Origin of the sequence: Spongiimicrobium sp. 3-5 (assembly GCF_046557915.1) — a bacterium.
Lineage (GTDB): Bacteria > Bacteroidota > Bacteroidia > Flavobacteriales > Flavobacteriaceae > JBHEBG01.
Genome location: NZ_JBHEBG010000001.1, coordinates 1,479,766 through 1,501,227, shown reverse-complemented (window position 1 = coordinate 1,501,227; position 21,462 = coordinate 1,479,766). Strand labels below are relative to the sequence as shown.

The 21,462-nt window shown below is 40.6% G+C and carries 20 protein-coding genes and 1 tRNA gene; 7 read left to right on the top strand and 14 right to left on the bottom strand.

Features of this window, described 5'->3' with window-relative positions; all coding sequences use genetic code 11:
* Window positions 1–21: 21 nt before the first annotated feature.
* The 6 genes from pyrH to ACEQ81_RS06435 all read left to right on the top strand — a co-directional run bounded on the left by pyrH (window position 22) and on the right by ACEQ81_RS06435 (window position 7,617).
* A complete protein-coding gene (gene pyrH / locus ACEQ81_RS06460; protein ID WP_411030031.1) occupies window positions 22–729 on the top strand; it encodes a UMP kinase in 708 nt (235 codons plus the stop codon).
* A 40-nt stretch (window positions 730–769) separates the two neighbouring features.
* Complete coding sequence (frr, locus tag ACEQ81_RS06455) at window positions 770–1,324, top strand: ribosome recycling factor (RefSeq protein WP_411030030.1); 555 nt, start codon at window positions 770–772, stop codon at window positions 1,322–1,324.
* Between the two features lie 189 nt (window positions 1,325–1,513).
* Window positions 1,514–3,916 carry an efflux RND transporter permease subunit gene (locus ACEQ81_RS06450; protein WP_411030029.1) on the top strand — a complete coding sequence of 801 codons (2,403 nt, stop codon included), beginning with the start codon at window positions 1,514–1,516 and terminating at the stop codon, window positions 3,914–3,916.
* A gap of 82 nt (window positions 3,917–3,998) precedes the next feature.
* Window positions 3,999–5,429: an asparagine--tRNA ligase gene (gene asnS / locus ACEQ81_RS06445; protein WP_411030028.1), complete on the top strand. Its 1,431-nt coding sequence runs from the start codon at window positions 3,999–4,001 to the stop codon at window positions 5,427–5,429.
* A 125-nt stretch (window positions 5,430–5,554) separates the two neighbouring features.
* Entirely contained in the window at window positions 5,555–7,012 is a 1,458-nt protein-coding gene (gene rpoN, locus ACEQ81_RS06440) for an RNA polymerase factor sigma-54 (protein WP_411030027.1), read from the top strand.
* Window positions 7,012–7,617, top strand: coding sequence for a hypothetical protein (locus ACEQ81_RS06435; RefSeq protein ID WP_411030026.1), 606 nt, complete (start codon window positions 7,012–7,014; stop codon window positions 7,615–7,617). Before rpoN ends, ACEQ81_RS06435 begins: the two co-directional genes overlap by 1 nt.
* 39 nt (window positions 7,618–7,656) lie before the next feature.
* On the opposite strand, the gene ACEQ81_RS06430 is transcribed toward ACEQ81_RS06435, so the two are convergent.
* The 8 genes from ACEQ81_RS06430 to ACEQ81_RS06395 form a co-directional block, all read right to left on the bottom strand.
* Window positions 7,657–8,346 (bottom strand): porin family protein, encoded by a 690-nt coding sequence (locus tag ACEQ81_RS06430; protein WP_411030025.1) that lies wholly within the window; start codon window positions 8,344–8,346, stop codon window positions 7,657–7,659.
* 90 nt (window positions 8,347–8,436) lie between these two features.
* Window positions 8,437–8,919: an ExbD/TolR family protein gene (locus ACEQ81_RS06425; protein ID WP_411030024.1), complete on the bottom strand. Its 483-nt coding sequence runs from the start codon at window positions 8,917–8,919 to the stop codon at window positions 8,437–8,439.
* A gap of 20 nt (window positions 8,920–8,939) precedes the next feature.
* Complete coding sequence (locus ACEQ81_RS06420) at window positions 8,940–9,560, bottom strand: ExbD/TolR family protein (protein ID WP_411030023.1); 621 nt, start codon at window positions 9,558–9,560, stop codon at window positions 8,940–8,942.
* Window positions 9,561–9,572: 12 nt separating this feature from the next.
* Entirely contained in the window at window positions 9,573–10,016 is a 444-nt protein-coding gene (locus ACEQ81_RS06415; RefSeq protein WP_411030022.1) for a hypothetical protein, read from the bottom strand.
* Between the two features lie 23 nt (window positions 10,017–10,039).
* Window positions 10,040–10,819, bottom strand: coding sequence for a MotA/TolQ/ExbB proton channel family protein (locus ACEQ81_RS06410; protein ID WP_411030021.1), 780 nt, complete (start codon window positions 10,817–10,819; stop codon window positions 10,040–10,042).
* A 78-nt stretch (window positions 10,820–10,897) separates the two neighbouring features.
* Window positions 10,898–10,985 (bottom strand) — tRNA-Ser (locus ACEQ81_RS06405).
* 68 nt (window positions 10,986–11,053) lie between these two features.
* On the bottom strand, window positions 11,054–12,031 hold the full coding sequence (locus ACEQ81_RS06400) for an asparaginase (protein ID WP_411030376.1): 978 nt from the start codon (window positions 12,029–12,031) through the stop codon (window positions 11,054–11,056).
* A gap of 114 nt (window positions 12,032–12,145) precedes the next feature.
* Complete coding sequence (locus ACEQ81_RS06395; protein WP_411030020.1) at window positions 12,146–12,913, bottom strand: TatD family hydrolase; 768 nt, start codon at window positions 12,911–12,913, stop codon at window positions 12,146–12,148.
* Window positions 12,914–12,948: 35 nt separating this feature from the next.
* Here ACEQ81_RS06395 and ACEQ81_RS06390 point away from each other — a divergent pair, with 35 nt between their 5' ends.
* Complete coding sequence (locus tag ACEQ81_RS06390) at window positions 12,949–13,395, top strand: TIGR02281 family clan AA aspartic protease (RefSeq protein ID WP_411030019.1); 447 nt, start codon at window positions 12,949–12,951, stop codon at window positions 13,393–13,395.
* Window positions 13,396–13,398: 3 nt separating this feature from the next.
* Here the strand turns inward: ACEQ81_RS06390 and odhB are convergent, their stop codons facing one another.
* The 6 genes from odhB to ACEQ81_RS06360 form a co-directional block, all read right to left on the bottom strand.
* Window positions 13,399–14,616, bottom strand: a complete 1,218-nt coding sequence (gene odhB / locus ACEQ81_RS06385; RefSeq protein WP_411030018.1) for a 2-oxoglutarate dehydrogenase complex dihydrolipoyllysine-residue succinyltransferase — start codon at window positions 14,614–14,616, stop codon at window positions 13,399–13,401.
* Window positions 14,617–14,639: 23 nt separating this feature from the next.
* Complete coding sequence (locus ACEQ81_RS06380) at window positions 14,640–17,444, bottom strand: 2-oxoglutarate dehydrogenase E1 component (protein ID WP_411030017.1); 2,805 nt, start codon at window positions 17,442–17,444, stop codon at window positions 14,640–14,642.
* Window positions 17,445–17,584: 140 nt separating this feature from the next.
* Window positions 17,585–17,941, bottom strand: a complete 357-nt coding sequence (locus ACEQ81_RS06375; RefSeq protein WP_411030016.1) for a hypothetical protein — start codon at window positions 17,939–17,941, stop codon at window positions 17,585–17,587.
* 31 nt (window positions 17,942–17,972) lie between these two features.
* Window positions 17,973–19,250 carry an amidohydrolase family protein gene (locus tag ACEQ81_RS06370; RefSeq protein WP_411030015.1) on the bottom strand — a complete coding sequence of 426 codons (1,278 nt, stop codon included), beginning with the start codon at window positions 19,248–19,250 and terminating at the stop codon, window positions 17,973–17,975.
* Window positions 19,251–19,263: 13 nt separating this feature from the next.
* Window positions 19,264–20,283 (bottom strand): UDP-glucose 4-epimerase GalE, encoded by a 1,020-nt coding sequence (galE, locus tag ACEQ81_RS06365; RefSeq protein ID WP_411030014.1) that lies wholly within the window; start codon window positions 20,281–20,283, stop codon window positions 19,264–19,266.
* Window positions 20,280–21,440, bottom strand: a complete 1,161-nt coding sequence (locus tag ACEQ81_RS06360; protein WP_411030013.1) for a DegT/DnrJ/EryC1/StrS family aminotransferase — start codon at window positions 21,438–21,440, stop codon at window positions 20,280–20,282. The genes galE and ACEQ81_RS06360 overlap by 4 nt, the downstream gene beginning before the upstream one ends.
* Between the last annotated feature and the right edge of the window lie 22 nt (window positions 21,441–21,462).

Below are 21,462 nucleotides of genomic sequence, written 5' to 3'. Positions count from 1 at the left end.
GCTTCGAACTAATCATATAACATGCCATACAAACGAATACTTTTAAAACTTAGTGGTGAGGCCCTAATGGGCAAGCGACAATACGGAATAGATCCTGCCCGGCTTGCTGAATACGCAGATGAAATAAAGCATGTAGTTGATAAGGGTATTGAGGTGGCCATAGTAATTGGAGGCGGTAATATTTTTAGAGGATTGGCTGGCGAAAGTAAAGGAATGGACCGGGTACAAGGAGACCACATGGGTATGTTGGCCACCGTTATCAATGGTCTTGCACTGCAAAGTGCCCTGGAAGACAAAGGCATTCAGACCAGATTACAATCGGCCATTAAAATCAATGAGGTTGCAGAGCCTTTTATTAGGCGACGTGCCATGAGACACTTGGAAAAAGGTAGGGTGGTTATCTTTGGCGGTGGTACCGGCAACCCCTATTTCACAACAGATTCTGCCGCGGTACTTAGGGCAATAGAGATAGAGGCAGATGTAATATTAAAGGGCACACGGGTAGATGGCATATACACGTCCGACCCAGAAAAAGATAAGAACGCTACCAAATTTGATACACTTTCCTTTAAAGAAGTGCTAACAAAGGGACTAAAGGTAATGGATACAACGGCTTTTACACTTAGCCAAGAAAACGAACTTCCCATAGTAGTCTTCGATATGAACAAAAAGGGCAATCTGTTAAAAATAGTATCAGGAGAAAATATCGGTACTGTGGTTAACCTTTAATTTTGGTATGATTTTGGTTTCATTTATTAAAATTTAGCATATGAACGAAGAAGTTAAATTCATTTTGGATTCCGCCAAAGAAAATATGGATGGTGCCATGTCTCATCTAGAAAAGGCCTTTATAAAAATAAGGGCAGGCAAAGCCAGTTCGGTAATGTTATCTAGTGTTATGGTACCTTATTATGGCTCCCCTACACCTTTGGCCCAAGTAGCCAATGTAAATACTCCGGATGCCCGCACCATTACAGTACAACCTTGGGAGAAAAGTTTACTGCAGGAAATTGAAACGGCCATTACCAACGCCAATCTGGGTTTTAATCCTATGAACAATGGTGAAAGTATTATAATCAGTGTACCGCCATTGACGGAAGAACGAAGATTACAATTGGTAAAACAAGCAAAAGCAGAGGCAGAAGACGCCAAAGTCAGTGTACGAAGTGCCAGACAAGATGCCAACAAGGAAATTAGGGTTCTGGACATTTCCGAGGACCTTGAGAAAAATGCGGAAGTAGATATACAAGAACTTACCGATATATACAGCAAAAAAATTGATGATATTCTTACCCTAAAAGAGGCTGAGATAATGAAGGTGTAATATAAGGAAACAGATAAAAGGGAAGGGCGTCCGCTAGCGGACGCCCTTCCCTTTTTGTAAATCAATACGTTATAGATCAACGCAAAAAATCTCTAAATTTCCGGACAAGAAAATGGGATACTATTTGGCCATGGGTTTTTAGGTACACTAGTAATCATTTTTTACCTTTGATCCCGATAAAAAATTACAATGGTAGCTAAGCTAACAAAGGATTTTTGGGCAATAACAGCAAGAGTTATCCTTAGAAACAGAATCCTTATCCTATTGCTCATTGCGGCGTTTACAACATTCTTGGCCTTTCAATGGGAAAATATGCGATTTTCCACTTCCGAAGCAAATTTGCTTCCGGACGATCATCCAATTAATTTAGAGTATCAGTCGTTTTTAAACCTTTTTGGGGAAGAAGGGAACACCGTTGTGCTGGCCATTGGGGACAGTACCCTATTTACCCCTGCAAAATTTAACCGCTGGAACAAGTTAAGCAAACAGCTAGAGGCCTTCCCGGAGGTAGCCATGGTGCTATCCATTGATAATTTACAGGAGCTGACCAAAGATGAGGAAAAGCAAGAGTTTGTGCTTCAACCCCTGCTAAAATCAAATCCAAAGACAAAAGAGGAAATAGATACCATTGCCAATCATCTTTTTAATGACCTTCCCTTTTATGAAAACCTTATTTACAACAAGGAAACGGGTACGGTAAGAACGGTGATGTACTTAGATCAAGATATAGTAAACACTTCCGTCCGAAAAGATTTTGTCTTACAAGACCTTTCCAATCTAGTAAATAGTTTTGAGATCGAGACAGGTTTAGACGTTAGGGTTTCCGGAATGCCCTATATACGTACCATGAACTCCCAGAATATCATCGACGAAATTGGGAAGTTTATTCTGGCCGCCCTTGGTGTTACTTCTTTAATATTTTTCTTCTTCTTTAGAAGTTTTAGGGCTACCGTAATTTCTATGTGCGTAGTTATTATTGGGGTTATGTGGGCTTTTGGTATTTTGGGATTGTTAAAATACGAAATCACAGTACTTACCGCTCTTATACCCCCCCTGATCATCGTCATCGGAATTCCCAATTGTATCTTCCTGATCAACAAATATCAGCAAGAAGTTAAAAAACATGGCAACCAAGCACTTTCCCTACAACGGGTAATATCAAAGATTGGCAACGCCACATTAATGACCAACGTAACCACTGCTTCGGGCTTTGCCACATTTATTATTACGGATAGCAAACTGTTGACAGAATTCGGTATTGTGGCATCCATCAACATAATTGGCATATTTATACTCTCTTTATTGATTATCCCAATTGCGTACAGTTTTATGTCGCTCCCTAAAAACAAACACCTTAAGCACCTCAATAAAAAGTGGATCGACACCTTTGTAAATTGGATGGAGCGCATTGTAAGGGAAAAAAGGATTGCGGTATATGTAACCTCCATAATTTTGTTGGTGGTAAGTATTATTGGAATATATCAAATTGAAATTTCAGGGAGCCCTATTGAAGACATGCCTAAAAAAGCAGAGTTTTTTAAGGACATCCGTTTTTTTGAACAGGAGTTCGATGGTATTATGCCCATAGAGATCGTGGTAGATACCAAACGGGAAAAAGGGGTTTTAAAACCCGCCACCCTAAAAAGGATGGACCGATTGGGTGAGGTTATCGAAGAAATACCAGAACTGTCAAAACCCATTTCAGTTGTAAATCTGGTAAAATACTCCAAACAGGCCTTTTACAGTGGTATTCCCAAATATTATCAATTACCAACATCCCAAGAGAATAGTTTTATAATGGATGTGGCTCGTAAATCTTCCGATAAAAGCAACCTCTTGGAAAGTTTTGCAGATTCTACAGGACAGGTGGCACGTATTACTACCTATATGAAGGATGTGAAGACAGACCGCATGGAAGCGATAGAAAGTAAATTGAAGGAAGACATTGCGAGAATATTTCCTTCGGAACGCTATCAGGTGTACTTAACCGGTAAGGCCTTACTTTTTTTAAAGGGTACCAAGTATCTGGTCAAAAATCTAGTGCTTTCCTTGGCTTTGGCCATTGGGCTTATTGCCTTGTTTATGGCCTATCTGTTCCGTTCGTTTAGAATGATTATTATCTCCCTTATCCCAAACCTATTGCCTTTGGTGATTACCGCCGGTGTTATGGGGTTTGTTGGCGTACCCATAAAACCGTCCACCATATTGGTTTTTAGTATCGCATTTGGTATTTCTGTGGATGATACCATTCACTTTTTGGCAAAATATAGGCAAGAACTTGTTGCCAATAGATGGCGTATTAAAGTATCTGTTTATGAAGCCCTTCGAGAAACAGGAGTAAGTATGTTTTATACCTCCATTGTTCTATTCTTTGGTTTCTCGGTATTCATCATTTCCAATTTTGGAGGTACAGTGGCTTTAGGAGCCTTGGTTTCGGCTACCTTATTGTTTGCCATGCTGGCAAATCTTATTCTATTGCCTTCTTTGCTACTTTCCTTGGAGCGTAGCATAGCCAACAAAGAGGTATTGAAAAAACCACAAATTGACATTCTCCCAAAAGATGAGGTGAACATTAACGAAAACAATAGTTAACGTTGGTTTATCTTGCGGTAAAACCGAGTCAATTTTTATCAAAAAGGCTATCTTTGCCGCTTTAAATAGCAAGTGAAAATACATGTTACACAGTGTAAAAGAATTACTCGATAAAGGCCCCATAGGGAAAGAAGTTGCTGTAAACGGATGGGTAAGATCCTTTAGGAGCAATCGGTTCATTGCCCTCAACGATGGATCTACCATTGGCAATATTCAATGCGTGGTAGACTTTGAACAGTTCAACGAAAGTCTGTTGAAACAAATTAATACCGGGGCGGCCTTAAACGTTAGTGGTGTGTTGGTAGAGAGTCAAGGAAAAGGACAAAGTGTAGAAATACAGGTAAAAAAGTTGGTTGTCCTTGGAGAGGCAGACGCAGAGAGCTATCCTATTCAACCTAAAAAACACTCACTGGAATTCTTAAGGGAGAAGGCCCATTTAAGAGTGCGCACAAATACTTTTGCTGCCGTTATGCGGGTACGTTCAGCATTGTCATTTGCCGTACACCAATATTTTCAGAAAAATGGCTTCTATTATTTCCATGCACCCATAATTACAGGTTCTGATGCTGAAGGTGCCGGGGAGATGTTCCGTGTTACTACTTTGGATGAAAAAAATCCGCCTTTGACCGACAATGGCGAAGTAAACTATAAAGAAGATTTTTTTGGTAAGGAGACCAACCTAACCGTCTCCGGACAACTAGAGGCAGAAGCTTATGCGATGGGACTTGGTAAGGTATACACTTTTGGCCCCACATTTAGGGCAGAAAACTCTAATACCTCTAGACACCTTGCAGAATTTTGGATGATAGAACCCGAAATGGCCTTCTACGATCTAGATGCAAATATGGATTTGGCCGAAGATTTCATAAAAGCGGTAATTGCCTACGTTTTGGAAAACTGTACAGAAGATCTACAATTCTTGGAAAAAAGATTATTGGACGAAGAAAAGTCCAAGCCTCTTGCCGAACGCAGTGAGATGGCATTGTTGGATAAATTGCGTTTTATAGTTGATAACGATTTTAAGCGAGTTACATATACCGAGGCCATAGCAATCCTAAGGAACAGCAAACCCAATAAAAAGGGGAAGTTTCAGTACCGTATAGATGAGTGGGGTGCCGATCTGCAGAGTGAGCATGAGCGATTCCTAGTAGAGAAACACTTTAAATGTCCGGTAATTCTATTTGACTATCCGGCAAAAATAAAGGCGTTCTACATGAGATTGAACGAAGATGAAAAAACGGTACGTGCCATGGACGTACTGTTTCCAGGCATTGGAGAGATTGTTGGTGGGTCGCAAAGAGAAGAACGATTGGATGTATTGCTAGAAAAAATGAAGGCCTTAAACATCGATGAAAAAGAGCTTTGGTGGTACTTAGACCTTAGAAAATTTGGTACCGCCGTACATAGTGGTTTTGGACTGGGATTTGAGCGCTTGGTACAGTTTGCTACAGGAATGGGGAACATTAGAGACGTTATTCCTTTTCCAAGGACACCACAAAACGCGGAATTCTAAAAGCCATTGTGTGATGGCCCAAACAGTAGTTATCATAAGGACTCTTCGAATTTTATCGCCGTAAAACTAAAAGCTAAATGGTATTATTTCTTTAACTTTATAAAGCAAGTAGAATTTGTCCCCATATGCTTAAACAACACTTACAATTTAAATTATCGCAAAAGCTTTCGCCTCAGCAAATACAGCTGATGAAGTTGATTCAGTTGCCCACGCAGGCTTTTGAACAGCGATTGAAACAAGAACTGGAAGAAAATCCGGCCTTGGAAAGCGGTAAGGAAGAAAACGATGCGGGGGAGGACGACTTCTCTGACACCTATGATGAAGGGAGCGATAGCGAAAGTATTGATGCCGAAGACATTAACATAGATGATTATTTAAGCGATGATGAAATTCCTGATTATCGCACCCAAACCAGCAATTATAGTGCTGACGACGATGAGAAAAGCGTTCCCTATGCTTCTGGGACATCGTTTAATCAGCATTTAATCAACCAACTGAACACGTTCTACTTAAGTGATGATGAATGGGCGATAGCGGAATTTTTAGTAGGCAGCATAGATGAAAGTGGCTACATCCGAAGACCCCTATCGGACATATTGGATGATCTGGCGTTTACGCAAAATATTTATACCGAGGAAGAACAAATAGAGCGGGTGTTAAAAATAGTTCAAGAATTGGATCCTTCCGGTGTTGGGGCACGGTCTTTAGAAGAATGCCTCATTATTCAGTTGAAACGAAAAGAACCTACGGAGTCTATAACACTTGCAATAAACATCTTAGAAAAGTCTTTTGAGCAGTTCATAAAGAAACATTATCAAAAACTGTTACAAAAACATAACATTTCGGAGGATGAGCTTAAAATTGCTATTTCGGAAATTGAAAAACTCAATCCCAAACCCGGTGGTTCCTACTCCGGAAATACCAGGATCATTGAACACATTGTTCCAGATTTTTCCATTAAAATAGTGGACGGTGAGTTAGAACTAAACCTCAATGGAAGAAATGCTCCGGATCTACATGTCTCTAGGGAATATAGCAATATGCTATTGGGTTATAAAAACGCCAAGGACAAATCAAAATCGCAAAAGGACACGGTAATGTTCATCAAACAAAAATTGGATGCCGCCAAATGGTTTATAGATGCAATACGCCAGCGACAGCAAACCCTATTTATAACCATGAACGCCATAATGCACTATCAAAAAGAATATTTCCTAACAGGTGATGAGCGCAAACTACGCCCAATGATCTTAAAGGACATAGCCGATACTATAGATATGGACGTTTCCACGGTCTCTAGAGTTGCCAATAGTAAGTATGTAGATACACCATATGGAACAAAGCTCATTAAAGAGTATTTTTCCGAGTCCATGAAAAACGAACAAGGGGAAGATGTATCTACCAAAGAGATAAAGAAGATTTTAGAAACGGTCATCAAGGAAGAGGAAAAGAAAAAGCCGCTAACAGACGATAAATTGGCCGCCATTTTAAAGGAGAAGGGCTATCCTATTGCCAGACGTACAGTAGCCAAATACCGGGAGCAGCTTGACATACCCGTTGCCCGACTCAGAAAACAGATATAATGGGGTTTTTCCTAAAGCTGGTCAGTTACATCTTTCATCCATTGCTTATTCCTTTTGCAGGCACCATTGCCTACTTTATGGTTACTCCCAAATACAGCCCTCTGGAAGTGCAGAGCGGAAACGTATTACCCATTTTTATTCTTACCATTATTATTCCTATCATCAGTTTTCTAATTCTAAAAAACTTGGGGATTGTAAATTCGGTTTTTATTCCTAATATAAAGGAACGTAGATATCCACTCTATATAAGTATTGCCCTATTGCTTATGGTCTTGGTAAAAGTTATTCCCAACAACTATACCGCAGAACTCTATTACTATTTTTTAGGCCTTATTGCTGCTACCATGTCGGCACTATTATTACTTTTTCTAGACTTTAAAAGTAGTATACATATGATGGGAATTGGCAGCCTGTTAATGTTTATGGTGTCTCTTAGTATTCACTTCGAAATAAACATCTCCCTCATTATCAGTCTACTTACTTTGGCTACCGGGCTCATTGCTTCTTCTAGAATCTATCTAAAGGCGCACAATAAATACGAAGTGATTATCGGTTTTCTAATAGGGTCGGTATCGCAATTACTTACTGTTAAATTTTGGTTGTAATTCCCTTTAGAGTCAATTCCCCAATTGTCATTTAACCACTTACAGAATATAAAAAATAATCCCTATCCGCAGTGGGGTTAAAGAAACTGCATTACCATTTGTAATATTAATATTATCATTAAAAAGATTGTTCAGGGCATAATAGGCGTGAAAATTAAAGGTGTTATAGCCAAAATTTAGCGTTAGGCCATATTGAAAATCCCTTACATCCGTATTGGTAAAAGAAATCACTTGTTCGTTTGATACAAATTTTGATCTGGCCCCTACCGTGTAGCCCAATCTAAAACCTGTGTATATCCGCCAAAACTTATAGCTGGTCGCGGTAGAATTACGCCATCTAAATTCCAAAGGGACCTCTAAAGAATGAACTTCAATTTTATTTCGTTTAAAACTGGTGTCAGAATCCAATATTGTATACTCAAAACCATCCGCAGATTCTGAAGCGAACAGGTTTGTATAATACGAGTTGTTGTTATAACCCAAACCAATGCCTAAAGCTATTGTTCTCGCTTTGTTTATAGGGATATCCTTAATAAACCCGGCCTGGAGCCCATACGATAGATTATTCTGCGAAACACCGGTAGGCCTGTCCAACAATAAATTATAGGTGATGCCAATGTAAAACTGATCTTCCAAATAAGACGAATCGGCTAAAGTTGTCCCATCATTTTCTTGAGCATGCAGCTGCAGGCATACACCAAAAAGAAAAAGTAAAAGCAGGCCTCTCATATGGGTTAAAATTAGAACAAATAGTGCGTACAAAAAAAGCTTCGGACATTTAATCCGAAGCTTTTAATAAATTATAAATCCTAAAAGTTATTATTGTAAGTTTCTGAAAGCATCACCATCATAGGTGGTATAGTTAACTTTTAGGGCATTAACTTTTCTCAATTCTTGTTTGATATCGGAAATAATTCCCATATTGGCACTCTTGTCTACCTTAAGTGCCGTTGTAAGCACATTTTGAAGTTCTTGAGGTTTCTTGGCTCTTTCCGCCAAAATATAATCGCCAACATCGGAGACGTTTGCAAACTTGTCGTTCAACTGAATTTTGGATTCAGTTCCAAAAACCTTCTGATACTCGCGTGTAGGCTTACCAACATAAAGATAAATAACTCTATCCTTCTTCTCAAGCTTTTTGATCTCGCTAGCATTTGGCAAAGTGTTTTCTACCTTAAGCGTACTATCCTTCATAACAGTAACTGTCATAAAGAAGAACAAGAGCATAAATACAATATCTGGCAAGGAAGCAGTTGATACCGCCGGGGTGTCCCCATCTTTTTTCTTATTGAATTTTGACATATTCTAGTTTTTGCTTCTTGTTAATTTGATGTGGTCTCCGCCTCAGATAATTTTTGAGGGAAAAGTTCTTTTATACGTTGTACCTTCTCCTTTAACTCATCCCTTACAGAAGATGGGGTTTCGGGATTAAGAAAAGCAGCTTCCATTTCCGTAAAATCTCTTTTGTAAAGACGTTGTGCTTCCCTATCACGTAAGTCGTTATAGGCTCCCACTAGTTCGTTCTGAACCGTTATGTACGTACCATACGGGGTCTCACGGTCATTCTTTAATGATATAATTGCCTTGGAAGGGTTATCCGAAGAAGCGGCATCCCTTTTTCCTTTGCAAAAATTACAATATTCTGCTGTACCAGAAGGGGCCCCTCCGTTATCTAAGAAGGCAATGGCCTTGGCTCTTAAATCCTTAAGATTGGTTAACTCTTCATCGGCCAACAATTGACCATTCTTGTTAATATTAACCGTGAATATATTCTTCTGCTTAATAACAACATCATCCTCTGGCGGCTCCATTGGTGGCAACATACGATCCAATCCTGCGTCTGTTTCAATAGTGGTAGTCACTAGGAAAAAGATAAGCAGCAAGAATGCTATGTCGGCCATAGAACCTGCATTTACCTCTGGTGCTCCTGCTCTTCTAGCCATAATTATTAGATTTTATTTACTGAACATTCTTTTTATTCCTGGCAATACCATTGCTGCAACCGCAACAATTGTTAAGATGAAAAAGACATTAAGTCCCATTCCTATTCTTTTAACGGTAGATTCTGAAGTTTCTATTCCCTTTTCTGCCATTTTAGCTATATCAATATCCGTGCCACTTGCCAATCCGAAAGAAATAAGGACAACCAAAAGAAATCCACCGATAACGAACAAGGTTTTCTTTAAACTACTAGGGTTAGCGAACAGATTTTTAAGCGTAAACACTAGACTTACCACTACGGCGATGGCCAAAAGTAAGTAAGTAATAAGGAACATAAGATTCATCGACGAACTCTGAATCGCTTCGGATACAGGTGCGTCCTTGTCAGGAAGTTGGGTCCAAAGGACAAATCCTGCCAAACCCAAGACAACTAATACAATTTTTAATATTTTATGCATGACGTTTATCTATTAGGTGTGACTTATTTTTTGTGATCAACCAACATATCGATCAAAGAGATGGAAGAATCTTCCATGTCGTTTACGATGCTATCTATTTTAGCAATAATATAGTTGTAGAAAATCTGAAGTATAATTGCAGTAATAAGACCGAATACCGTTGTTAATAACGCCACTTGGATATCACCTGCAATAAGCGATGCACTTAAGTTACCTACAGCAGCAATTTTCTGGAAGGCCTGTATCATACCGATTACCGTTCCCATGAAACCAAGCATTGGTGCAATGGCAATAAAGAGAGAAAGCCAGGAAACGTTCTTCTCTAATTGTCCCATCTGAACACCTCCATAGGCAACTACCGCTTTTTCAGCAGATTCTACGCTTTCTCCTGCCCTATCCAATCCTTGATAGAATATAGAGGCAACAGGGCCTTTGGTGTTTCTGCAAACCTCTTTGGCCGCTTCAACGCCACCCGAAGCCAACGCATCTTCAACTTGTTGCTTTAGTTTTGTTGTGTTAGTACTGGCCAGGTTAAGGAAAATAATTCTTTCAATCGCGACGGCTAGACCTAAAATCAAACACAAAAGAACGATACCCATAAAACCGGCACCCCCTTGGATGAATTGCTCTTTCAGGACTTGTGTAAATCCTTTTTCTGCTTCTGCTGCGGCTTCATCTTGAAGCATTACCGCTGTTGTCGCTATCGTTGAAGATAGGTTTGATACTATTGCTTTTGCGCTTACCGTATTTGTATTTAGAACAAATAGCCCAGCCATTGCCAGGATTGAGAATAACTTTTTCATTTCTTTCAAACTTAAATTTAGTTAGTTAATGGGTTAAAGATAAAAAAAAATTGTAATTAAAAAATTAAAACTTTAATGCAGAGAGGAAGGGATTCGAACCCTCGATACACTTTTGGTGTATACACACTTTCCAGGCGTGCGCCTTCGACCACTCGGCCACCTCTCTCTTTTATTGTTTACAAGGGGGTCAAATAACAAAAAAAATATTAGTTAAGAAAATTTAGAAGGCTATTTTTATTGCATTTCTCCTCGAAGGGATGTTTCGAATATGGTTTTGAACAACTTAGCCGAAACGTTATTCCCCAAAAGATACATGAGCTTTGTAATAGCGGCTTCTGTGGTAATATCCTTACCGTTAATTACTTGTAGTTTTTTTAGCTGCTCACTGGTCTCATATTGCCCCATTAAAACACTGCCCCCAGAACACTGTGTAACGTTCACCACATGCAGCCCGTTTTTTATGGCAGTCTTTAGCTGTTGCCACAACCAATCTTCGGTAGGTGCGTTACCCGCCCCATAGGTTTCCAGAACAATTGCTTTTAGGTTGGGGGTATTTAAAATGCTCTGAAACAAGGCCGGACTAAGGCCTGGGAATAACTTTAAGATGGCTACGTTGCCGTCCATTTTTTTATGGGCCTTAAATTTCTTCGGCTTTTTTTCTTTTAAAATGTAATCCTCATTAACCTTTAAATGTACCCCAGATTCTACCAACGGAGGGTAATTTAAGGAGGAAAAAGCCTGAAAATGTTCTGCGTTTATCTTGGTTGTCCTATTTGCCCGATACAACTTATATTCAAAATACAAGCCTACCTCTTGGATTATTGGTTTATTGTTTTTGTACAAGGAAGCTATTTGAATTGATGTAATTAGATTCTCTTTGGCATCGGTTCTTAAATCTCCTATGGGCAGTTGAGATCCTGTAAAAATTACCGGTTTCCCTAAATTTTCCAACATATAACTAAGGGCCGAGGAAGTATAACTCATTGTATCGCTACCGTGCAAGACCACAAAACCATCGTAGCGTTCGTAGTGCTTTTCTATAATGGTTGCTATGGATATCCAGTGCGAAGGGTTCATATTAGAGGAATCTATAGGTTCCTTAAAAGAAACGCTATCTATATTGCAATCTAATTGGTTGAGCTCTGGAATGCTCTCCATGAGTTTTTCAAAATCGAATGCCTTTAAGGCCCCGGAATCATAATCCTTTACCATACCAATGGTACCTCCGGTATAAATAAGCAGGATATTTCTTTTCTGAGTGTTCACGGTCAATTATTTAGTCTTATCATTTTTACAAGTTTATCTTGTTTTTCCTCAAAACAATTTTTACACCCCAAAGACATTTTTAGAGTTTTCTGTGGTAATAGATGCGATCTCGTCTACACCCAACCCATAGATTTGGGATAATTTTTCCAACACCAAGGACAAATGGGCACTTTCGTTTCGCTTTCCCCTGAAGGGTACCGGTGCCAAGTAAGGCGAATCTGTTTCCAAAACTATATGTTCTAACGGAATAGTCTCCAAAAAGGTGTCGATTTTACCATTCTTAAAGGTAACCACTCCCCCAACACCGAGCTTCATATTATAGGATATGGCCTTGTGAGCTTGGGACTGGTCTCCCGTAAAACAGTGAAAAATTCCGTACAGGTCCTCCCCCTTTTCCCGTTCCAAAACCTCAAAGATTTCGTCAAATGCTTCTCTGCAATGTATTACGATGGGCAGCCCATATTCCTTTGCCAAGTGGATCTGAAATCTAAAGGCCTTCTTTTGTATGTCTAAAAGAGACTTGTCCCAATACATATCTATTCCTATTTCACCGACGGCATAGAACTTTCTTTTGGCGAGCATCATTTCTACGTGGGCCAATTCTTCTTCAAAATTTTCCTTTACGTGCGTTGGATGCAGCCCCATCATCAAAAACATATTTTTTGGGTACGCCGCCTCCAAATCCAACATTGCTTGGGTGTAGGTAGAATCTATTGCCGGAATAAAAAATCTGTCCACACCATTTTCCATGGCTTTTTTTATAACCAGGTCCCTGTCTTCATCAAAAGCCTCGCTATATAAATGTGTATGCGTATCCGTAAGTATCATAGCGCAAAAATAGCCTTATCTTTGTCAAAAAATGAATGGGCAGTCTCAAAAAATTTTTAAAGGATAAAAAATATCTAAAGATACCTCTGGTATTGACCTCAACCAATCATTATGAACTTTCGGCCAAAATAAATGGGATCGGGGGACGATTTATACTGGATACCGGCGCTTCCAACACCTGTGTTGGGCTAGATAAGATTGCTTTTTTTAAGCTTACTACCAAAGACTCCAAGATAAAAGCTGCTGGTGCCGGGGCAACCGATATGGAAACCCAAATATCCACTAAGAACAAACTGGAAATAGGGGCCTGGAGTCACAAAAAATCCAAAATAGTACTGTTTGACCTTATCCACGTAAACGAAGCGCTAACGGCCCATAAATCGCTGCCGGTAGACGGAATAATAGGGGCAGATATCTTAAAAAGGTCTAAAGCCGTAATCGATTATAAGGATAACTGCCTATACCTGAGACGAAAAAGCTGATAGTTATAGCTCCAAAGACTTTTCCACCGCATTGTCCATCAAAAGTTCGGTAGGGTTTTCCAAGGCCTCTTTTACCGCTACCAAGAAACCAACCGATTCTTTACCATCTATAATCCTATGGTCATAGGACAATGCCACAAACATAATTGGGGCAATGACCACTTCACCATTTTTGGCAATAGGCCTTTCCACAATATTGTGCATTCCTAAAATGGCACTTTGTGGTGGATTAATAATCGGTGTGGACAGCATGGAACCAAATACACCTCCGTTAGTAATTGTAAAGGTACCACCGGTCATTTCATCTACGGTGATCTCCCCTTCACGGGCACGTATTGCCAAGCGTTTAACTTCGGCTTCAACGCCCCTAAAAGTAAGGTTCTCAGCATTTCGTATAACGGGGACCATTAATCCTTTTGGTCCGGAAACGGCAATGCTTATATCACAAAAATCATAAGTGAGCATTTCTTTGCCATCTATCATGGAATTTACCGCAGGATATAGTTCTAGGGCACGTACAACGGCCTTTGTAAAAAAGGACATGAATCCTAAACCTACTCCGTGTTTCTCCTTAAACTTTTCTTTGTATTGACTACGAAGGGCAAAAATGGGCGACATATCAACTTCGTTGAAGGTTGTAAGCATGGCCGTATCATTCTTAGCGGCAACCAACCGTTCTGCAACCTTACGTCTTAGCATGGATAACTTGGAGCGGGTTTCTCCCCTGTTACCTCCTGTGGGTGTTCCCATAGATGGAACAGCATTTACCGCATCTTCCTTGGTTATCCTACCATCCCTACCTGTTCCTGTAACATGGGCTGGCGGTATCCCTTTTTCGTCCAAAATCTTCTTGGCGGCCGGGGAAGGGGTTCCAGAGGCATAAGTATCTTTCTTCGCTTCTGTTTTTATTTCTTTTTTTGCCGGTTCGGCTTTCTTCTCTGCTACTTTCTCTTCTACCGGTGCAGCTGCACCTTGCGGTTTTTCCGCACTAGTATCTATTAGACAGACCACTTCCCCTACAGCAACGGCATCTCCCTCCTCGGCCTTTAGTGTAATAATGCCACTTTCTTCCGCTGGAAGCTCCAAGGTTGCCTTATCTGAATCTACTTCTGCAATTGCCTGGTCTTTTTCTACATAATCGCCATCTTGTACCAACCATTCTGCAATCTCAACTTCTGTAATGGATTCCCCAGGGGAGGGAACTTTCATTTCTAAAATCATACTGTTCTATAATTTGTAATGGATTATTCCTTTGTTTTTCTTCTGGTCATATTGTCCTTGGTCTTGTCAAAGACATAATCGATAATTTGCTGTTGGCGTCTTTTGGAGCGTACCGCACTACCTGCCGCAGGGGACGCATAAAATCTTCTGGAGGCCACTCGAAATTTATTCGAATCACTAAAGTGCATCATCATATGGCTCCACGCGCCCATGTTTCTGGGTTCTTCCTGTGCCCACACCAAATCATCCGCTTTTTTATACTTTTTAATAATTTCCTTCATCTTTTCGGAAGGTAATGGAAATAGTTGCTCTATCCGTACTAAAGCAATATCGTCTCTTTGGTTTTCTTCCTTTACCGCCAAAAGGTCGTAGTAGAACTTCCCAGTGCAGAAAACCAAACTTTTGACCTTGTTCACTTCTGCCGTACTATCATCGATGACCTCCTGAAAACCTCCGTTTGTTAGTTCTTCCACTGTGGATACAGCTTTGGGGTGCCTCAGTAAACTTTTAGGTGTAAAGATGATTAAAGGTTTTCTAAAATTGACTTTCATCTGTCGGCGAAGAATATGGAACAAATTTGCGGGTGTGGTACAATCTGCCACATACATATTATCCCTTGCGCACAACTGCAAATAACGCTCCATCCTTGCCGATGAATGTTCTGCACCCTGACCCTCATAACCATGGGGAAGTAGCATTACCAATCCATTCTGAAGTTTCCATTTATCCTCTGCCGCAGAAATATATTGATCCAACATAATCTGTGCCCCATTGCTAAAATCTCCAAACTGTGCTTCCCAAATGGTAAGTGTATTAGGGCTTGCCATGGCATATCCATAGTCAAAACCAACTACTCCATATTCGGACAACAGGGAATTGTATATCTGAAATTTTCCTTGAGTCTTGGAAAGCCTATTGAGGAGCAAGACCTCTTCTTCGCTATCTTCTACTTTTATCACGGCATGACGATGTGAAAAAGTACCCCTTTCTACGTCTTGCCCGGACATACGCACTCCAAAACCTTCATCGAGCAACGTACCATAAGCCAATAGCTCTCCCATGGCCCAGTCTAGCTTATTGGTCTCAAAGAACATTTTCTTACGATCTCCTATCAACCTTTCCACTTTTCGCAAAAACTTTCTATCGGAAGGAAGTTCCGTAATCACTTTTGCAATCTCAGAAAGACGATCTTTTTTAAAAGTGGTGTCTACGGCATCCATCATTTCCCACTCCCTAACTGCAGTAAAACCACTCCACTCATCTTCCATAAACGGGGTAATGATGGTTTTGTCCTCTTTTCTGGAATCTTCCAATTCCTCTTCCAGGGAAGCCTTGTACTCTGCTTCCAATTCCTTAACATGTCCTTCTTGGATTACACCTTCGGCAATTAACCGCTGTGCATAAATATCCCTGGGGTTTTGATGCTTTGCAATGGCCTTGTACAATTTGGGTTGTGTAAAACGAGGTTCGTCGCCTTCGTTATGGCCATATTTTCTATAGCCCAAGAGATCTATAAAAACATCACGGTTAAACCGCATTCGATATTCCAGAGCAAAAAGCGACGCATGTACCACGGCCTCCGCATCATCGGAATTAACATGCAATACCGGGCTTAGGGTAACCTTGCCTACATCGGTACAATATGTGGATGATCTTGCATCAAGATAGTTAGTGGTAAAACCAATTTGATTGTTGACTACCATATGAATGGTTCCGTTGGTCTTATATCCATCCAAAGCGGCCATTTGCACCACTTCATAGACAAGTCCTTGGCCAGCGATGGCAGCATCTCCATGTACTACAATGGGTAGCACCTTTGAAAAGTCCTCGGGGTAGTGCGAATCTTGTTTTGCCCTTGCTATGCCTTCAACTACCGCACCTACGGTTTCTAGGTGCGAAGGGTTGGGCGCAATATTCATTTTTATTCTGTTTCCACTTGCGGATTTGCGTTCAGATGTCCATCCCAAATGATATTTTACATCACCATCAAAAATCTCCTGTTCGTAGTCCTTTCCATCAAACTCACTGAAAATGTCCTTGGCGGCCTTCCCAAAAATATTGGTCAGAACGTTTAACCTACCACGGTGTGCCATTCCCATTACAAACTGTTCTACACCCATTTCCGCAGCGCGCTCCACTACGGCATCCAAGGCAGGAATCAACGATTCGTTGCCTTCTAACGAAAATCGTTTTTGTCCTACATATTTTGTGTGAAGAAAAGATTCAAAAGATACTGCCTGATTAAGTTTTTTGAGAATGTGTTTTTTCCTTTTGCTATCGTACTTAGGATGATTGTCGTTAACGTTCAACCAGTTTTGCATCCATTCCAAACGCTCCGGATTACGAATATACATATACTCTACGCCAATGGCATCGCAATAGATCCGCTGTAGATGGCTAACTATATTTTTTAGGCTACTGGCCCCTATTCCCAATATTTCACCAGCGTTGAACACTGTATCCAAATCGTCAGAGGTAAGTCCGAAGTTTTCAATATCCAGGGTAGGCACATATTTGCGCCTGTCCCGAACGGGATTGGTCTTGGTAAACAAATGTCCCCTACTTCTATAGCCATCTATAAGTTTAACGACCCTAAACTCCTTTTGTAACGATTTGGGCATTTCTACGGTCTGGTCATTGACCATTGTGGCAGACCCGTTAAGGTTACCGGCCGCGTATTCTTCGGTTGCACTTTCCTGACCAAAATCGAACCCTTGAAAAAATGCTCGCCAACTTGGCTCTACACTATCCGGGTTTGATAAATATTTGTCATAAAGCTCTGCAAAGAAAGAAGTATGGGCAGTGTTTAAAAAGGAATACTTATCCATGAACGATCATCTCTGTTTTTTGAACAAAATTTACTCAAAAATACAACATTTAACATTTCCAGTATGGTCTTGCGCTTGTAATATTGGAAAAATTAACGCTACGGATAGAATTAGACACTAATGCGATAAGCTAGTTTTCCTTATGAGGCGTATTTGGACTTAAGCCAAATCTTCTGCCATTCGCGTTTTAAAATAAGGAAAGAGACCTCTTCGGCCACTTCTACCACGTCGGTGGCCTTAATTTCCTTAAACGAATGCTCGGGTACATCAACAATGTATAACAGATTTAGATAGTCTGAAAACTTTTCCATGATTAGAACATAGATTTTCTCTCTTAAAGTAGTTGCCAAATCATGGGGTTCTAAGTCCAGGGAAAAATCTATGGAAATGTTGGCTAGCTGAAAATCTTTCTTGACTTGTTGCACTAGTTTATGATACAGCTGCTCATTAACCGCATTATGCAATAGTTCAATACCGTTCTGGAAATTTGTCGTCATGCATTATGTACGTATTTTCCATCAATTCGGTTTATTCATTTTTATAAACTTTTCCATTTTTCATAACGAACATCACGTTTTCCAAGGTTGCCACATTTGTTTTGGGGCTTTCATCCACGGCAACAATATCTGCCAAGAACCCGCCTTTAAGTTGTCCAAGTTCAGCTTCCATTCCCAGCAGTTGGGCGTTGGTAATAGTAGCGGAAGCCAAAGCTTCCATGATGGGCATTCCTACCTCAACCATATACCCAAACTCCTTGGCATTTAGTCCATGCGGAAAAACACCTGCATCCGTACCAAAAGCGATTGGAACTCCTTTTTTATAGGCCCTTTCAAAAGTATCTTGGATCAACGGTCCTATTTCTATTGCTTTTTTTGCCACCACCTCAGGGAAAAATCCAGGAATTTTTGCCTTTTCGGCCACCTGTTTGCCAGCGGTTATTGTAGGTACCATGTATGCATTGTGCTGTATCATAAGCTCCATAGTCTCGTTGCTCATATAACTTCCATGCTCTATGGTCTTTATACCTCCCAATACCGCACGTCGCATACCTTCGTCTCCATGTGCATGGGCCGCGGTGAGCATCCCGTAGTCTTCAGCGGTTTCAGTAATAGCTTTTATTTCTTCTATGGTAAACTGTGGGTTTTTGCCATTTTTTGCGACGCTCAACACCCCACCTGTAGCCGTAATTTTTATAACGTCCGAACCGTCTTTGTAACGTTGTCTAACCGCTTTTCTTCCATCTTCTGGAGAATTCACCACGCCTTGCTTTGGCCCCGGGTCTTCCATTAGGCTTTTTTTCATCCCATTGGTGGGATCTGCATGCCCTCCTGTGGTGGCCAATGATTTTCCTGCCGTAAAAATCCGTGGGCCATCTACCAATCCATTATCTATAGCATTTCTGAGTGCTATATTTACACCGGTACCTCCCAGATCGCGCACAGTGGTAAAGCCTGCCATAAGTGTACGCTTGGCATATACCGTTGATTGAAAGGCAACATCTGCCTCGTTTTTCGTAAACCTATTCATATATGCCTTGGGCCCCGATTCGCTTTCAATATGCACATGTAGGTCTATAAACCCTGGCAATACGGTCTTATCCTTTAAATCGATTACAATATCATTTTTACCTCCGGTTGTAAAACCATCTTGTACGGCCTTGATCTTATCGCCAGACACAACAATTGTCTTTTCTTTTAGTTCTTTCCCCGCTTTGGTATCAACGATGCTTCCACACTGTAAATAGGTGTCTTGGGCCGTAATACCCATTGCAAACAATAGGCTAACGGCTAAAATAATTTTCTTCATACTATATCTTGGTTTAATTAGTCCTTGACTTTTGTTCCCACTCCCAGGCAGATTTCATAGCCTCATCAAGCGTTGATTGTGATTTCCAGCCTAAAATTGTATTGGCCTTAGCCGTATCTGCATAGGCAGAGACAACATCTCCCGGTCTTCTATCCACAATTTGGTAGTTTAGTTTTTTTCCGGAGACCCTTTCAAAGCTTTCTATGACTTCCAAGACCGAACTTCCTTTTCCCGTACCCACATTAAAAACCTCGTAATTCTTTTCATTATCACCGGCCATAAGACGTTTTAACGCCTCAACATGTGCCTTTGCAAGATCTACCACGTGGATATAATCACGTACACAAGTTCCATCATCAGTAGGATAGTCATCACCAAAAACAGACAATTTTTCTCTTATACCTACTCCTGTTTGGGTAATAAAGGGCACCAAATTTTGAGGTACGCCAATAGGCAATTCGCCTATCTTAACTGTTGGATGCGCCCCCATGGGATTAAAATATCTTAAGGAAATGGCTTGTAGGCTGGGGGTCACCTTGCAGGTATCGGAAATAATTTCCTCCCCAATCTGTTTGGTATTGCCGTATGGCGATTCTGCCTTTTTCACAGGTGCGTCTTCCGTTATGGGTAGTTTATCTGCCTGCCCGTAAACGGTACAAGAAGAGCTGAAAATAAAGCTTGCACGCTCTTTCTTGGATAATTCTTGCAAGATATATACTAAGGTACCTAAATTGTTTTCGTAGTATAATAAAGGTTTTTCCACGCTTTCACCGACAGCTTTTGAGGCTGCAAAATGAATTACCCCATCTAAATCCGAATGCCTTTTAAAAAAATCCTGGACTTTCGCTTTCTCTCGCAGGTCTAGTTTTTCAAATACAGGTTTTTTGCCCGTTATGGCAGTTATACCGTCTAGAACATTCTCCGAAGAATTTGAAAGATCATCTATAATGACCACTTCAAATCCTTCATTTTGGAGTTCTACAACAGTATGGGATCCTATAAATCCGAGACCTCCGGTAACCAATATCTTCATGCTTCGTTGTTTAAAAATCCTAAGACTGTTTCCGTAATGTAGGCAATCTGTTCATCATCCAATTCGGTATGCATCGGCAGCGAAATAACCTCTTTTACCAACTGATTGGTGATTGGGAAATCTGCTTCCTTATATCTTTCATCCAAATAAGCCTTCTGCCTATGTAAGGGAATGGGGTAATATACCCCGCAAGGAATTCCTTTATCATTTAGGTGCTGTACAAGGGCATCCCTATCCGCATTCAAAATTCTTAATGTATATTGGTGGAATACGTGGCAATTGCAGGTGTCACAAATTTCTTCACATCTCCCTACTGTTCTGGGTACAATTATATTTTCTTGCCCGTCGAAAGCTTTGGAATATTTCTGTGCCGCTTCCCTCCGTTTGTTATTGTATTCATCTAGATTAGGGAGCTTTGCGTTCAGCACCGCAGCCTGAATGGAATCTAATCTGGAATTTACGCCCACAACGTCATGATGGTACCTTACATACATGCCATGGTTTACCATTCCCCTAATGGTATGCGCCAGTTCATCGTCATTGGTGAAAATAGCGCCTCCATCACCATAACACCCTAAATTTTTGGATGGAAAAAATGATGTTGCGGATACATGGCCTATGGTTCCGGCCTTTTGTTTTTGTCCATTGGCAAAAGTATAGTCGGCCCCAATGGCTTGAGCATTGTCTTCAATGACAAATAGGTTGTGTTTTTCCGCTAGCTCCAAAATAGCGTCCATATTGGCACACTGACCAAAAAGATGCACAGGTACTATTGCCTTAGTTTTGGGTGTAATGGCCTTTTCAATACATATGGGATCTATGTTAAACGTATCGGGTTCCACATCTACAAGAACGGGAGTCAATTGCAACAACGCAATAACCTCTACGGTAGCGGCAAAAGTAAAATCCGCGGTAATTACCTCATCACCCGGTTTTAGACCTAGGCCCATCATGGCAATTTGCAACGCATCCGTACCATTGGCACAGGGAATTACGTGCTTGGCTCCCACGTAGGTCTCTAACTGTGCTTGGAACTTATGCACTTCGGGACCATTGATAAAAGCTGCTGTGTCTAAAACTTGGGAAATGGATGAATTTACTTGCTCTTTAATTTCTTGATATTGACTTGTTAAGTCAACCATTTGTATTTTCCTCATCGGCACGGGTTAATCGAAACAA

Excerpts from the sequence above, each read along its gene's own strand:
- ACEQ81_RS06450 (WP_411030029.1), top strand. The coding sequence starts at position 1,514 with ATGGTAGCTAAGCTAACAAAGGATTTTTGGGCAATAACAGCAAGAGTT.
- ACEQ81_RS06420 (WP_411030023.1), bottom strand. The coding sequence starts at position 9,560 with ATGGCTAGAAGAGCAGGAGCACCAGAGGTAAATGCAGGTTCTATGGCC.
- frr (WP_411030030.1), top strand. The coding sequence starts at position 770 with ATGAACGAAGAAGTTAAATTCATTTTGGATTCCGCCAAAGAAAATATG.
- ACEQ81_RS06430 (WP_411030025.1), bottom strand. The coding sequence starts at position 8,346 with ATGAGAGGCCTGCTTTTACTTTTTCTTTTTGGTGTATGCCTGCAGCTG.
- ACEQ81_RS06395 (WP_411030020.1), bottom strand. The coding sequence starts at position 12,913 with ATGATACTTACGGATACGCATACACATTTATATAGCGAGGCTTTTGAT.
- ACEQ81_RS06435 (WP_411030026.1), top strand. The coding sequence starts at position 7,012 with ATGGGGTTTTTCCTAAAGCTGGTCAGTTACATCTTTCATCCATTGCTT.
- ACEQ81_RS06380 (WP_411030017.1), bottom strand. The coding sequence starts at position 17,444 with ATGGATAAGTATTCCTTTTTAAACACTGCCCATACTTCTTTCTTTGCA.
- galE (WP_411030014.1), bottom strand. The coding sequence starts at position 20,283 with ATGAAGATATTGGTTACCGGAGGTCTCGGATTTATAGGATCCCATACT.
- pyrH (WP_411030031.1), top strand. The coding sequence starts at position 22 with ATGCCATACAAACGAATACTTTTAAAACTTAGTGGTGAGGCCCTAATG.
- ACEQ81_RS06370 (WP_411030015.1), bottom strand. The coding sequence starts at position 19,250 with ATGAAGAAAATTATTTTAGCCGTTAGCCTATTGTTTGCAATGGGTATT.
- ACEQ81_RS06415 (WP_411030022.1), bottom strand. The coding sequence starts at position 10,016 with ATGCATAAAATATTAAAAATTGTATTAGTTGTCTTGGGTTTGGCAGGA.
- ACEQ81_RS06400 (WP_411030376.1), bottom strand. The coding sequence starts at position 12,031 with ATGGTAAAGGATTATGATTCCGGGGCCTTAAAGGCATTCGATTTTGAA.
- ACEQ81_RS06425 (WP_411030024.1), bottom strand. The coding sequence starts at position 8,919 with ATGTCAAAATTCAATAAGAAAAAAGATGGGGACACCCCGGCGGTATCA.
- rpoN (WP_411030027.1), top strand. The coding sequence starts at position 5,555 with ATGCTTAAACAACACTTACAATTTAAATTATCGCAAAAGCTTTCGCCT.
- asnS (WP_411030028.1), top strand. The coding sequence starts at position 3,999 with ATGTTACACAGTGTAAAAGAATTACTCGATAAAGGCCCCATAGGGAAA.
- ACEQ81_RS06390 (WP_411030019.1), top strand. The coding sequence starts at position 12,949 with ATGGGCAGTCTCAAAAAATTTTTAAAGGATAAAAAATATCTAAAGATA.
- ACEQ81_RS06410 (WP_411030021.1), bottom strand. The coding sequence starts at position 10,819 with ATGAAAAAGTTATTCTCAATCCTGGCAATGGCTGGGCTATTTGTTCTA.
- ACEQ81_RS06375 (WP_411030016.1), bottom strand. The coding sequence starts at position 17,941 with ATGACGACAAATTTCCAGAACGGTATTGAACTATTGCATAATGCGGTT.
- odhB (WP_411030018.1), bottom strand. The coding sequence starts at position 14,616 with ATGATTTTAGAAATGAAAGTTCCCTCCCCTGGGGAATCCATTACAGAA.
- ACEQ81_RS06360 (WP_411030013.1), bottom strand. The coding sequence starts at position 21,440 with ATGAGGAAAATACAAATGGTTGACTTAACAAGTCAATATCAAGAAATT.